The 13342-nt window shown below is 67.1% G+C and carries 13 protein-coding genes; 7 read left to right on the top strand and 6 right to left on the bottom strand.

Annotated features, from left to right (window positions below):
* The first annotated feature begins 153 nt into the window (after positions 1-153).
* The gene (locus tag ATE67_RS13085; RefSeq protein WP_058817136.1) at positions 154-804 is read left to right on the top strand and encodes a glutathione S-transferase family protein; all 651 of its coding nucleotides are present in this window, start codon (positions 154-156) and stop codon (positions 802-804) included.
* A gap of 9 nt (positions 805-813) precedes the next feature.
* On the opposite strand, the gene ATE67_RS13080 is transcribed toward ATE67_RS13085, so the two are convergent.
* The 4 genes from ATE67_RS13080 to ATE67_RS13065 form a co-directional block, all read right to left on the bottom strand.
* Positions 814-1290, bottom strand: coding sequence for a PilZ domain-containing protein (locus ATE67_RS13080; protein ID WP_058817135.1), 477 nt, complete (start codon positions 1288-1290; stop codon positions 814-816).
* Positions 1291-1381: 91 nt separating this feature from the next.
* Positions 1382-2980 (bottom strand): ABC-F family ATP-binding cassette domain-containing protein, encoded by a 1599-nt coding sequence (locus tag ATE67_RS13075; RefSeq protein ID WP_231728156.1) that lies wholly within the window; start codon positions 2978-2980, stop codon positions 1382-1384.
* A gap of 131 nt (positions 2981-3111) precedes the next feature.
* Positions 3112-3774, bottom strand: a complete 663-nt coding sequence (locus ATE67_RS13070; protein WP_082660362.1) for a helix-turn-helix domain-containing protein — start codon at positions 3772-3774, stop codon at positions 3112-3114.
* A gap of 126 nt (positions 3775-3900) precedes the next feature.
* Positions 3901-4872 carry a magnesium and cobalt transport protein CorA gene (locus ATE67_RS13065; RefSeq protein ID WP_058817132.1) on the bottom strand — a complete coding sequence of 324 codons (972 nt, stop codon included), beginning with the start codon at positions 4870-4872 and terminating at the stop codon, positions 3901-3903.
* A gap of 148 nt (positions 4873-5020) precedes the next feature.
* Here ATE67_RS13065 and ATE67_RS13060 point away from each other — a divergent pair, with 148 nt between their 5' ends.
* The 6 genes from ATE67_RS13060 (at position 5021) to ATE67_RS13035 (ending at position 11699) form a co-directional block, all read left to right on the top strand.
* On the top strand, positions 5021-5398 hold the full coding sequence (locus ATE67_RS13060; RefSeq protein ID WP_058817131.1) for a BlaI/MecI/CopY family transcriptional regulator: 378 nt from the start codon (positions 5021-5023) through the stop codon (positions 5396-5398).
* On the top strand, positions 5395-7134 hold the full coding sequence (locus ATE67_RS13055) for a M56 family metallopeptidase (protein ID WP_058817130.1): 1740 nt from the start codon (positions 5395-5397) through the stop codon (positions 7132-7134). The genes ATE67_RS13060 and ATE67_RS13055 overlap by 4 nt, the downstream gene beginning before the upstream one ends.
* Before the next feature lie 128 nt (positions 7135-7262).
* Positions 7263-8000, top strand: a complete 738-nt coding sequence (locus tag ATE67_RS13050; RefSeq protein ID WP_058817129.1) for a hypothetical protein — start codon at positions 7263-7265, stop codon at positions 7998-8000.
* A complete protein-coding gene (locus ATE67_RS13045; RefSeq protein ID WP_058817128.1) occupies positions 7997-10090 on the top strand; it encodes a TonB-dependent receptor plug domain-containing protein in 2094 nt (697 codons plus the stop codon). The genes ATE67_RS13050 and ATE67_RS13045 overlap by 4 nt, the downstream gene beginning before the upstream one ends.
* Before the next feature lie 19 nt (positions 10091-10109).
* Positions 10110-10493 (top strand): reverse transcriptase-like protein, encoded by a 384-nt coding sequence (locus tag ATE67_RS13040; protein ID WP_058817127.1) that lies wholly within the window; start codon positions 10110-10112, stop codon positions 10491-10493.
* A gap of 165 nt (positions 10494-10658) precedes the next feature.
* Positions 10659-11699, top strand: a complete 1041-nt coding sequence (locus ATE67_RS13035; protein WP_058817126.1) for a rod shape-determining protein — start codon at positions 10659-10661, stop codon at positions 11697-11699.
* 8 nt (positions 11700-11707) lie between these two features.
* On the opposite strand, the gene ATE67_RS13030 is transcribed toward ATE67_RS13035, so the two are convergent.
* Both ATE67_RS13030 and ATE67_RS13025 read right to left on the bottom strand, forming a co-directional pair.
* Positions 11708-12733 carry an adenosine deaminase gene (locus tag ATE67_RS13030; RefSeq protein WP_058817125.1) on the bottom strand — a complete coding sequence of 342 codons (1026 nt, stop codon included), beginning with the start codon at positions 12731-12733 and terminating at the stop codon, positions 11708-11710.
* A complete protein-coding gene (locus ATE67_RS13025; protein ID WP_058817124.1) occupies positions 12726-13301 on the bottom strand; it encodes a phosphoribosyltransferase in 576 nt (191 codons plus the stop codon). The genes ATE67_RS13030 and ATE67_RS13025 overlap by 8 nt, the downstream gene beginning before the upstream one ends.
* Positions 13302-13342: the final 41 nt, after the last annotated feature.

Here is a 13342-nt window from a genome sequence, read left to right as displayed (position 1 = left end):
GCTGCCGAAGCAGCGCCCCCCTCCAGCCCCAGATGTTCCACGCCGTGCGTCCGATAGCAAGATTATTTCGTCGCCGTTCCGGCGCCGCGGGCGGCTTGTCAGGGGCAGTGATTAACCTATGCTAAAAGTTGCAGACCAACGGGAGAGTCAGGGATGATCATTTACGGTTCGGTGGTGTCGCCCTTCGTGCGCAAGCTGCTCGGATACCTGGGCGAGAAAGGGATCGATTTCGAGCTGAAGGGCGTCGGGATCGGTGATCCCGACCCCGGTTTTCGCGCCGCCTCGCCTTTGGGCAAGATGCCCGCGATGGACGACGACGGCTATCTGCTCGCGGACTCGAGCGCGATCATCCACTATCTGGAGGCGAAGCATCCCGAACCGGCGCTGATCCCCGCCGACCCGCAGGCGCGCGGCCAGGTGATCTGGTGGGACGAGTTCGGCGACACGGTTTTCGCGGCGTGCAGCGGCAAGATGTTCTTCAACCGAATCGTCTCGCCCAGGTTTCTCGGCCGCGAAGGCGATCTGGCGGCTGCCGCGCAGGCCGAGGCCGAAGAATTGCCGAAGCTGCTCGCCTATCTGGAAAGCGCGATTCCGGCGTCGGGTTTCCTTGTCGGCGACCACTTCACGCTCGCCGACCTGGCGGTCGCGTCGCCGCTGATGAACTTCCGCCACTGCGGATCGTGCATCGACCCCGCGACGCATCCGAAGGTCGCGGCATGGAGCGAGGCGATCCTGTCGCGGCCGAGCATCGCGCCGTGGATCGAGAAGGAAGAACGCATGATGGCGCGCGTGCTGGCCGGATAAGCCGCCGCGTCAGAATTCGACGATGACGCGAATCCGGTCGGGGCTTACGCCGATCGCGCGCGCCAGGTCTTCGCGGCTGCGGTCGATCAGCGCCTGCATTGCCTCGGGCGTCGGGTCGCTGACCTGCTGGTCTTCGATTTCCTCGAGGCTGGTCGCGGTGGCGGTGGCGCTCTTGAGTTCGACGGCGCTCAGCGTCGCGGACGACACCGGGCCCTCGAACTGGCATCCGAAATGGCGGCCGCTCGCCCAGATGACGACCGCGGTGATGTCACCGGCGTGGGGCAATTCGATCTCGATCCGGTCGTCCTTGGCGAGCTTGATGTCGCTTTCGAACAGCAGGCCCGTTCCGGAGATATTGTGGATCAGGACGTCGATGCCGCTGCCGTCGTGATGCGAACCGCGGGCGACGAGGCTGAGCTTGCGGCGCTCGTCCTGACGTCTGTCGGCGTCGTCGGCCGTGGGGAGGAAATATCCGAGGATAGCCATTTCCTTCTGATGGATTTGGCTGGTTAAGGGAAGGTTAGCGAGAACCGCGAAAGGCGCAGCGCCGACGCGAAATTGCGCGAGCGCCGACGATCTAGACCCCTTGTTTCGCGATACGGAACAGTTCGACCGTTCGCTCGATCCCTATCGCCCGCAGAAAGGCCGGATCGTGGCTGACCACCAGCAGCGCGCCATCATAGGCGGCAAGGCCCGATTCGACCGCGGTCAGCGAGTCGAGGTCGAGATGGTTGCCTGGCTCGTCGAGGATCAGCAGCTGCGGCGGCTGCGGCGCGCCGAGTACGCAGGCGAGGCCGGCGCGGAGCATCTGGCCGCCGCTGAGCGTGCCGGCGATGCGGTCGGCCGCCTCGGCGCGAAAGCGGAAGCGCGCCAGCGCGGCGCGGCACTGGTTGTCCGTCGTCCCCGGATTGAGCCGCAGGAAATTGCCCGCGATCGACAAGCGAGGGTCGAGCAGGGTCACACGCTGGTCGAAGAAGGCGAAGGGCACCGGCGCGCGGACGCGGCCCGACCAAGGCGCGAGCGTGCCGGCGACGAGGGCAAGCAAGGTCGACTTGCCGGACCCATTCGGGCCGGTGATCGCGACGCGCGCGGGACCGGTGATCGTCAGCGATAGATCGTCGATGATCGGGAAGCCGGGTACATAGCCCGCGCTGACATGATCGAGTTCGAGCACGATGCGCGACGCGGGGAGGCCGGTCGAGGCCAAGCCCACCGACAGCGGGTCGATGACCTCGATCCGGCCGCGCGCGGCGGCCAGCGCGGCTTCGGCCTCGCCGCGCTGGCGATCGGCGAGACGCGTCGAGGACGCGCGCGTTTCCTCGGCGCGGCGCTTGAGGCCGCCGATGAGAATCTTCGGCATGTCGCCGCGCGCCGCCTTGGCGCGCCCGCGCGAATCGCGGCGGTCCTGCTTTTCGGTGGCCGCCTGCGCCTGCCGCCGGGCATGGTCCATGCGCTTTTCGGCGCCCGCGAGTTCGGCCTCGGCCGCCGCCTGTTCGATGTCCTTGCGCGCGCGATAGGCGCTCCAGCCGCCGCCGTACCGCGACGCGCCGAGGCCGGTCAGTTCGACGATCGCGTCCATTTCCTCGAGCAATTCGCGGTCGTGACTGACGACGACCGCGCCGCCGCGCCAGCCGCGCAGCAGGTCGCGCAGGGCTTTGCGTCCGTCGCGGTCGAGGTTGTTCGTCGGCTCGTCGAGCAGCAGGAAATCGGGCGCGGCGAACGTTGCGCCGGCGAGCGCGGCGCGGGTGCGCTGGCCGCCCGACAGCTGTGCCAGCGGCGTGTCCGCGGGCAGCGGCAGGCCGATCGAGGCAAGCGCCTCGTCGATCCGCGCCTCGAGCGTCCAGTCGGCTTCGCCGATTTCTTCGGCGCTCGCCTCGCCCGCTTCGGCCTTGCGGAGCAGCGCGAGGCCGCCGCGCGCGCCGAACAGGTCGGCGATCGTCTCGTGCGGCGCGACCTGGACGGTCTGCCGCAGCATCGCGACGCTGCCGTCGATGGCCAAGCTGCCCGATGCGGGCGCCAGGTCGCCGGTCAGCAGGCGGAGCAGCGTCGACTTGCCGACTCCGTTGCGGCCGACGATGCCGGTGCGCTCGCGCGCGAAGGCAAGGTCGAGGCCCGACAGGACGATGCGGCCGTCGGGCGTGGACCAGCCGATGTTGGCGAGCGTGATGGAAGACATGGGCACGGACTTTCTGAACGCGAAGCGGGGTGGGCTGCGGTCAGTTCTTGTCCATGATCCTGTCGACTCCGGTGCGCGGCCACGGTGGCTGCGGGGTCGATTATAACTGATGAGCGGCTTGGGCGGAAGGCCTAGAGCTCGATGACGATGCGCACATTGTCCTGGCTGGTGCCGACGGTGCGCGCGATCAGTTCGCGGCTGCGGTCGATGATGTCCTGCAGATCCTCGGAATCGGGCTCTTCGAGCAGTTCGGAGGGGGAAACGCCGAGCAGGTCGGCGAGCTGGTCGAGTCGCGCATGCTTGGGACGCGAACGGCCGCTTTCCCAGCCCGAGATCGACGGCGCGCTGACGCCGAGCTGCGCGGCGACATCACCCTGGCTCAGCCCTTTGCGAATGCGGAGGCGGTGGAGGCGCGCGCCGAAATTGTCGGACGGCTGGCCCGCGCCGCCGCCGAAGCGAACGTCGGTGGCGCTTTGCAACTGCGCGGCGCTGACCGCCGCGGGCGATATCGGCGCATCGAATTGACAGCCGAACAGCTGGCCGCTTTTCCAGACCAACCGCGCCTGCACGAGGCCGGCGTGCGGCAGCTCGACGTCGATCCGCTCGTCGATGGCAAGCGGCGCGTCGCTTTCGACGAGGACGCCGCTTTCGGAAATATTGTGAATGAGGAGCTCGATCGCGTCGCCCGATCGGGTCGTGCCGCGGACGAGAAGCGGGGCGTTGCGACGCGCGCTGCGGCGCTTGCTGGCGACGGACGTGCCGTCCTGAAAAACTGCATTGGGCATGGTAGCCATAGTGTCGGCCAAACTCGGTTAAGACTTTGTTAGCGGGAGGGGCGAAAGACGGCCATGTGGGGATGCGGTTGCGGTTTGGCCAGAGGCCTGCGCCTTGCCGCCTGTTTTGCACGGCGTATGGGAACGCTAAAGCCAGCCGATGCTCCGGAAACGCCAGAACAGCAGGCCGCAGATGCCGCCCATCAGAGCGACGGCGAAGGGATAGCCGAAGGTCCATGACAGTTCGGGCATATGCTCGAAATTCATGCCATAAATGCCCGCGATCGCGGTCGGCACCGCGAGGATCGCGGCCCAGGCGGCGAGCTGGCGGGTGATGACGCCCTGTCTTTGCTGTTCGAGCAGTGAATTCGTATCCACGACCGAGGCGGCGACTTCGCGCAGACCCTGGAGGCGGAACTCCGCGCGCTGCACATGGTCCCATATGTCGCGAAAATAGGGACGGACGGCGTCGTCGATCCACGGCAGATCGTCGGTGCCGATTAGCCGGTTCGCGACATCCTTCATCAGGCCGACGATGCGCTGGAAGCGGATGACCTCGTGCCGCTGCGCATAAAGATGGCGGATTTCCTGGGCGTCGAGCGGGGTGTCCATCACGCTTTCCTCGACGAGGAGCAGCCGGTCCTCGATCGCGTCGATCACCGGGAAATAGCCGTCGACGATGAAATCGAGGATCGCATAGAGGACATAGTCGGGGCCGTGGGCGAGCTTGTGCGGCAGCGCCTCCAGCCGGGCGCGGACCTCGGTATGCGCGCGCGCCGAGCCGTGGCGGACGGTGACCGCGAAATGGCGGCCGAGGAAGATCGCGGTCTCGCCCGACTGGATCGTGTCGCCTTCGAGAATGCCCGTCGCGGCGATCACGAACAGCTGGTCGCCATAAACCTCGACCTTGGGCAGCTGCTTCGCCTTCAGCGCATCCTCGACCGCGAGCGGGTGGAGGCCGAAGCGCTTGGCGATGCCGGCGAGCTCTTCGGCGGTGGGCTCGTAAAGCCCGAGCCAGAAGAAATCGTCGATGTCGCAATCCTCGGGGATGACGTCGGTCGGGCCGAGATCGCGCACGAGCTTGCCCTGATGATAGTGACGCGCGGCGACGATGGTCATGAACGGGCTTTCCTTTTCGGCTGCGCCCTAAATAGGCCGCGCCGCCAAGGCTCGCTAGCCCCGTGTGTATTATGCGAATAAAACCCCTTGCCAAGCATGCGCTACAAATGTAGCACGCTACAAATGTAGCGCATGAGGTGATTCGGAAATGCTGTCGAGCCTGCCCCCCCGCGAACGCGAGATCGTCGATGTCCTCTACGAGCGCGGCGCCTCCACGGTCACCGAAATCGGCGAGGCGCTGAGCGACGAACTGTCGGGTTCGGCGATCCGCGCGATGCTGAAGCGGCTCGAGGCGAAGGGCTTCGTGGCGCGCGAGCAGTCCGAGCGCGGCTTCGTCTATGCGCCGAGCGTGTCGGACAAGACCGCGCGCAAGTCGGCGCTGAGCCAGGTCGTGCGGGTCTTCTTCAACGGATCGGCGACCAGCGCGGCGGCGGCGCTGCTCGGCATGCAGGACAAGATGAGCAACGACGAGCTCGACGAGCTTGAAAAAATGATCGCGAAAGCCCGCGACGGGAGGATGTCATGATAACGACCGCCATGCTGCTGGGCTTTGCCTGGAAATCGCTGGCCATTGCCGGACTGACGCTGCTGCTGTTGCGGCTCGTGCGCTCGCGATCGGCGGGCGAGCGGTCGATGATCGCGCACGCGGGGCTCGGCGCGCTGCTCGCGCTGCCGGCGGCGATGATCTTCCTGCCGCAATGGGCGCCGTTGCCCGCCCGCTGGTTCGCGGAACCCGAAACCGCCACCACTTTTGTGACAGGGGCGCCGGCGGCCGATGCCGGCCCCGTCGCGGCGTCAGTCCCTGCCGCGACGGAGGCCGCCGCATCGGCGCCGGTGACGTTTCCCGCGCTCGCCGACCTTGCCCCCTTTCTCTATCTCGTCCCGCTGGCGCTGCTGTGCGGAGTGATGCTGCTGGCGGTCGTGCGGCTGTTCGCGATGCGCGGCCGCGCCGACGTGCTGACCGAGGGCTCGTGGCTGTCGGCGCTGGCCGAGGCGCAGCGGCGGATGGGCTTCAAGCATGGCACCGCGCTGCTGGTCAGCGACGAGCTGCGCTCGCCGATCAGCTGGGGCGTGCTGCGTCCGACGATCGTGCTGAGCCCGAAGGCGGTGGCCGCCGCGGGTGAGGCCGAGGCGATCATCGCGCACGAACTGGCGCATGTCGCGCGGCTCGACTGGGCGAAGCTGCTCGGCGCGCGCGTCGCCTGCGCGGTCTTCTGGTTCAATCCGCTGGTGTGGATGCTGGCGCGCGAGAGCCATCAGCTGCGCGAGGAGGCGGCCGACGATGCGGTGCTGCTCGCCGACATCGACGGTCCCGATTATGCGACGTTGCTGGTCGGCGCGGCGCGGCACGACAATCAGGGCGCGCTGCTGGCCGCGCACGGCGTCGCGCCGGGCAAGGACAGCCTGAAGCGCCGCATCACCCGCGTCCTCGACGGCAGCATCAAGCGCGGCCCGGCGAGCGCGAGCTGGATGCTGATGAGCCTGGTGCTGCTGGCGGGGATCACCGCGCCGCTTGCCGCCTTCTCGGCCACCGCCGACCCCGAAATGGCGCAAGGTGCGCGCGACGTCGCCATGACGGCCCGCGAAACCGCGGCCGTTCATGCGGAGGCGGCAAAGGCGGTAAAGGGCGATGCCGAAGACGATGCGAAGGCCGCCGCGGCGGCGGCGGCCGCAGCGTCGCGTCCGCTGAGCGCCGAGGATCTGGTCAGCATGCGCGCGGTCGGCGTCACCCCCGAATATGTGGCCGACATGCGCGAGCATGGCGGATCGATGGACCCCGACGACATCATCGCCGCGAAAGCGAGCGACCTCGATCCCGCCTATATCCGCGACATGCGGGCGATCGTCCGCGATGCCGACATCGGCGAGCTGGTCGGCGCGAAGCAGATGGGCGTGACCACCGCCTTCGCCCGCGACATGAAATCGCATTTCCCCGGCGTCGGGATGGACGATCTGCTGGCGCTGAAGGCAATGGGCATCGACTGCGATTTCGTCACCGAGCTGCAGAAGTCGGGGATCAAGCTGCACGACGCCGACGATGCGATCGAGATTCGCGCGGCCGGCGGTATTGCCGGCGCGCGCGCAAAGAAGACCGCGGTGTCCAGAAATGGCGCGACTGTCCGCGTCGGACCCGGCCCGGTGATCGAGGCGCGCAGCGCCGACGGCCGGGTCGCCCGGATCGAGGTTCCGCAAGCGCCCGCCGCGCCCGTAGGTCCCGCTGCGACACGGCCCCCGGCGTTCCCGGCGCCGCCCGGCACCTGACGGCCGGACGCCTGACGCCCGGACATTCGTCCAAACCCGTCATCCGTTGATCGAAGCCCTGTTTTGAATTGCCGCTGCGGCGGCGAGCGATGACGCTCGCCCGGCGCGCGGAGGGAGGAGTGTACCCAATGAAAGCGATCCTTTTTGCCGCGAGCGCCGCGGTGCTGACCGTCCTGGCCTGCGCTGCGCCGAGCACCGCCGCCGACCCACTGGTCGTGAGCGACATCGCGTGGAAGGCGACGCCCGCCGAAGGCAGGAGCGATGCCCATTTCCGGCTCAGCCATAAAGGTTCGACGAGCGACATTTCGCTGGATGGCGACCGCGACGAGTTCGACGCCGTGCGCACCGCATTGCAGGGCGCCGCCGGGCCGGTGTCCTTCTCCGTCGTCCACGAGGCGGGCGTGCTGGCTTGCGACGGGACGCTGACCAAAGCGCAGGCCGGTTCGGGCAACTGCCGCTTTACGTCTGACCCCGCCTTCGAGGCGGCGCTGCGCGAACGCGGGCTCGCGCCCGAGCGGCGAAGCGACCTGATCGCGATGCTGATGGTCGATGCGACGATCGCGTTGGCCGATGGCCTGACCGAAGCGGGCGTCAAGCCCGAGGATAATGACGATCTGATCGCCGCGGCGGCGCTCGAAGTGACGCCGGCCTATGTCAGCGACCTGCGCTCGGAGGCGATGGTGCTGACCGCGGTGGAGGATGCGATCGCGCTGAAGGCGCTGGACGTCGATGGCGCCTATGTGCGGGGGCTGGCCGCGGCCGGATACAAGGGGCTGAGCGCGCACGACGTCGTCGGCATGAAGGCGATGGGCGTATCGCCCCAATATGCGCAGGCGATGAACGCTGCGGCGGGGCGGGCCCGGTGAAACGACTGACCAGCCTCGCGGCGCTTGCCGCCGCGCTCTCCACCCCCGCGCTCGCGCAGGAAGCGCCCGCGAGCGGCGACACGTCGCCGCCGGCGCCGACCGAAGTCGCCGCGAGCGCGACGACGGCCGCGCGGCAGGTCTACACCCCCGCCGACTTTGCGCGATATGCGCCGAAGAACGCCTATGACATGCTGGCGCAGGTCCCGAGCTTCCAGATCCGCGACAACGAGAATCTGCGCGGGCTGGGGCAGGCGACGGGCAATGTTCTGTTCAACGGCGAGCGGCCGTCGAACAAGGGCGACGACATGTACACCCAGCTGTCGCGCATCCCCGCCGCGAATGTCGAGCGGATCGAGATCGTCGACGGTGCGACGCTCGATATCCCCGGCCTGTCGGGGCAGGTGGCGAACATCGTCTATCGCGCCGACAGCTTCTCAGGCCAATTCTCGTGGAAGCCGCAATATCGCGCGCATTACACCGATCCCCTGTTCACGCGCGGCGATATTTCGGTGCGCGGGCGCAGCGGGGAAATGGAATTCGAAGCGGCGCTCAGCAACGATGAGTCGGCGCGCAGCGGGGCGGGCGGGCCGACGCTGATCTATGACGGCGCGGGCAATATCATCGAGCGGCGCAACGACATCTGGAACACCCATTACGATACGCCGAAGCTATCGGGACGCGTGACCTGGGATCCGGCGGGCGACATGGTCGCCAATCTGGGCGGTCATTATCAGCGCAAATACGACCGCTATGACGAGGTCGGCATCCGGGTCGGCGGCGGGCTGCCCGACCGGCGGCGCACCGTGTACGAGAATGGCGACAGCTGGAATTACGAGCTGAGCGGCGATTTCCAGTTCGGTTTCGGGCCGGGGAAGCTGAAGCTGATCGGGCTGCGGCGGTTCAGCCATGAACCGTACAGCCAGGAAATCGTCACCACGCCCGCGGGCGGCATCGCGACCGGCGACCGTTTCTCGCAGGTCGGCGACCTTGGCGAGACGATCGCGCGCGGCGAATATCAGTGGAAGATGTTCGGCGGCGACTGGCAATTGTCGGGCGAAGCGGCGTTCAACACGCTCGACAATGTCGCGTCGCTCGCGGTGCTCGATCCCTCGGGTCAGTTCGTGACCGTGCCCTTCGAGGGCGGCACGGGCGGGGTGAGCGAGGACCGCTATGAGGGGCTGCTGAGCTTCGGGCGCAAGCTGACCGACAAGCTCAATTTCCAGATCATCGCGGGCGCCGAGCATTCGACGATCACCCAGACCGGCGTGAACGGCCTGACGCGCAGCTTTTTCCGGCCGAAGGGGTCGGTCTCGCTCGCCTGGACGCCGTCGGCGGACTTCGACGTGTCGGTGAAGCTGCGGCGGCGGGTGCTGCAACTGAGCTTCTACGATTTCCTTGCCCGCGCCTTCCTGAACGACGGCAATCAGAATGAGAGCAACAACGACCTGCGCCCCCAGCAGGACTGGACCTATGAGGCCGAGATCAACAAGAAGTTCGGCGCCTGGGGATCGACGAAGCTGCTCTTCATCTACCGCGACGTCGAGGACCGCGTCGATGTGATCCCGATCGGGACCAATGGCGAAGCGGTGGGCAACATCGCCAAAGCCAAGGCGGGCGCGATCGACTGGACCTCGACGATCAACCTCGACCCCGCGGGGATCAAGGGGATGAAGATCGACACGCGCGTCCTGCTGCAGAAAAGCTCGCTGCGCGATCCCTTTACCGGCGAGAAGCGTCAGTGGAACGGCTTCACCGACACGGTGATCGAACTCAACCTGCGCCACGACATTCCGGGCAGCGACGTCGCCTGGGGGTTCGGCGGCGAATATGGCCATTACCAGCCGAGCTATCGCCGCAACCAGGTCGACAAGGTGTGGGAGGGGCCGGTCTTCGCCAATGTGTTCGTCGAGCATAAGGATGTGTTCGGGCTGACGATCCGCGCGCAGATTTCGAATATCGTCAATGCGCGCTCGAAGCGCGACCGCACCGTCTATACCGGGCTGCGCGGGGCGAGCCCGATTTCCTTCGTGGAAGAGCGCGACCGGCTGATCGGGCCGATCTTCGCCTTTTCGGTGCGCGGGAAATTCTAGGATCGGCTATGGCGGCGGGATGACCCGCCGCCGCATCAAAATCTATTTCGATGGCGGGTGCCGGCCGAACCCCGGACCGATCGAGATTGCGGTCGTGAGCCGCGGCGTCGCCACGGTCTCGCGCGCCTTGGGCGCGGGCAGCAGCCAGGACGCCGAATGGCTGGCGCTGATCGCGGCGTTGCGGCTGGCGCAGGAGCAGGGGCTTGCGGACTATGTCCTGCTGGGCGATGCCGCCGCCGTCATCGGACAGGCCAAGGGGACGAGCGCCGCGCGCGGGACGGCGGCGCAGCATCTGGCGACGTTCCGCGCGCTTGTCGGCGCGGGACCGATGCCGCGAATCCGGCATGTGGGGCGGGGCCAGAATCTGGCGGGAATCGCCCTGGCGCGGCGGCATCCACGCTGAAGCATCGTTCGGCCGGACCTGAGAAACCAACGGTCTGGCAGCATCAGGGTTAACGGCGGTTGACCTCCTTCGCGCCGCGCCACAGTCGAAATGCTACAGACACGGGGGTGCCGACACGGGGCCGCCGCGGCTGCCCCCCGCTCCTTCCTGAAGTCGCAATCGCAGATGAAGTTTTTCCAACGGTTCGCGTCGGCCGCGCATGATATGGCCATCGATCTCGGCACGGTGAACACCGTCGTTTATGTCCGCGACAGCGGCATCGTCCTGAACGAGCCGTCGGTCGTCGCGCTCGAGACGCGCAATGGCGTGCGGCGGGTCAAGGTCGTCGGCAACGAGGCCAAGCCCATGATGGGCAAGACCCCCGACAATATCCAGGCGATCCGCCCGCTGCGCGACGGGGTGATTGCCGATATCGACGTCGCCGAACAGATGCTGAAGCATTTCATGGACAAGGCGCTGGGCGGCCCGAGCCGGTTTCGCCAGCGCAGCAATGTCGTGATCTGTGTCCCGTCGAGTTCGACGATGGTCGAGCGCCGCGCCATCCGCGATGCCGCCACCAACGCGGGCGCGGTGTCGGTGCGGCTGATCGAGGAATCGCTCGCCGCGGCGATCGGCGCCGGGTTGCACGTCACCGAACCGCGCGGCGCGATGGTCGTCGACATCGGCGGCGGCACGACCGAGGTCGCGGTGCTGTCGCTGAGCGGCATCGCCTATGCCAATTCGGTGCGCGTCGGCGGCGACAAGATGGACGACATGATCTCCTCCTACATCCGCCGGAAGCATAATCTGATGGTCGGCGAGATGACCGCCGAGCGCGTCAAGGTGACGATCGGCTGTGCGACCCCGCCCGAGGGGCGCGGGATGACGATGGGGGTCAAAGGCCGCGACCTGGTGAACGGCCGGCCTTCGGAAGTCGAAGTGACCGAAGCCGAAATCGCCGAGGCGCTGGTCGAGCCGGTGGGCCAGATTCTGAGCGCGGTGATGCAGGCGCTGGAGGCGACGCCGCCCGAACTGTCGGCGGACATCATCGACGAGGGGATCACGCTGACCGGCGGCGGCGCGCTGCTCCGCCGGATGGACGAGGCGCTGGCCGCCGCGACGGGCCTGCCGGTGCGGGTCGCCGACGACGCGTTGATCTGCGTCGCGATGGGCGCAGGGCGGGCGTTCGAGGATCCGGCCTATGCGGGTGTGCTGATCGCGGGCTGATCGCCCGGTCAGGCGTAGGCGTCGATGGCGGCGAGATGCGCCGCCTTGGCGGCATCGCTCAGAAATGACCCGGTAAAGCTGTTGCGCGCGAGCGTGACGAGGTCGGCCTTCGACAGGTCGAGGGCGTCGGCGACGGCCACATAGTTGGCGTTCACATAGCCGCCGAAATAGCTGGGGTCGTCGCTGTTCACGGTCGCGCGCAGACCGGCGTCGAGCATGGTCTTGAGCGGATGGTCGGCGATGTTGTCGACGACGCAGAGCTTGAGGTTCGAGAGCGGGCACACGGTGAGCGTGATGCCTTCGTCGGCGAGGCGTTTTACCAGCGCGGCGTCTTCGAGGCTGCGGTTGCCATGGTCGATACGGTCGACCTGCAGCAGGTCGAGCGCTTCGTGGACATAGGCGGGCGGACCTTCCTCGCCGGCGTGCGCAACGATTCTGAGGCCGAGATCCTTGGCGCGGGCAAAGACGCGGGCGAATTTCGACGGCGGATGGCCGACCTCCGAAGAATCGAGGCCGACGCCGTCGATACGGTCCAGATAGGGCAGCGCTTCGTCGAGTGTCGCTTCGGCATCGGCTTCGCTGAGGTGGCGGAGGAAGCAGAGGATGAGCTTCGAGGTCATGCCGTAGCGTTCCCGCGCATCGTCGAGCGCGCGCGTGATGCCGGCGATGACCGTCCCGAAGGCCACGCCGCGTGTCGTGTGGCCCTGCGGATCGAAGAAGATTTCGATGTGCCGCACCGCGTCGGCATGGGCGCGCGCGCAATAGGCGGCGGTCAGGTCGTGGAAATCCTGCTCGGTGTGAAGGACGCCCATGCCCTGATAATAGATGTCGAGGAAGTCCTGGAGGTTCGAGAAGGCGTAGGCGGCGCGGACCTCCGCGACGCTGGCGAAGGGGATGGCGACCTGGTTGCGCTGCGCCAGTTCGAACATCAGTTCGGGTTCGAGCGAGCCTTCGATATGGAGGTGGAGCTCGGCCTTGGGCAGGCCGGCGATGAAGGCGGCGCGCTCCGCCGGGGACGCGAAATCCTCAGCCATTGGGAACCTCCTCGTCGCGCAGGATGATCGCGGCCTCGGGCTTGTGGCGGCGGATTTCGTCGACCGTCAGCCCGTCGATCTCGTGCGGAAAGATCAGCCACTGGTCGGTTTCGTGGACGAAATAGTCGGGGTGCAGGTCGGTGACGTTGCGGCGCGGCTTGAACCAGACGGTCGCGATGCGGATGTCGCGCGGCATATTGTTGCGGCAGCGGGCTTTCAGCTCGGCAATGAAAGCGCGGATGCTGCGGCCGCTGTCGAACACGTCGTCGATGATGAGCAGGCTGTCCTCGGGATTGAGCGTGTCGATCAGATAGCCGAGCGCGAAGACACGGACGTGGGGATCCTGATCGTCGATTCCCTTGTACGAAGAGGTGCGGATGGCGATGTGGTCGCAGTGGTGGCCGTGATAATCAAGGAGTTCCTGGACCGCGATCCCCACCGGGGCGCCGCCGCGCCAGATGCCCACGAGGTGCGTCGGTTTGAAGCCGCTGTCGATCACCTGCATGCCGAGCCGCAAGGAATCGGCGAGGAGATCGTTGGCGCTGATGTAGATTTTATCGTCGCTCATGCGCGGGAAATAAGCCGCCCCTCGACTTTTGTCATGCCCGT

It is taken from the genome of Sphingopyxis sp. H050 (genome assembly GCF_001468265.1).
In the GTDB taxonomy this organism is placed as follows: domain Bacteria; phylum Pseudomonadota; class Alphaproteobacteria; order Sphingomonadales; family Sphingomonadaceae; genus Sphingopyxis.
Note: the sequence above shows the minus strand (reverse complement) of the source record. Positions and strands in the feature narration are given on the sequence as shown.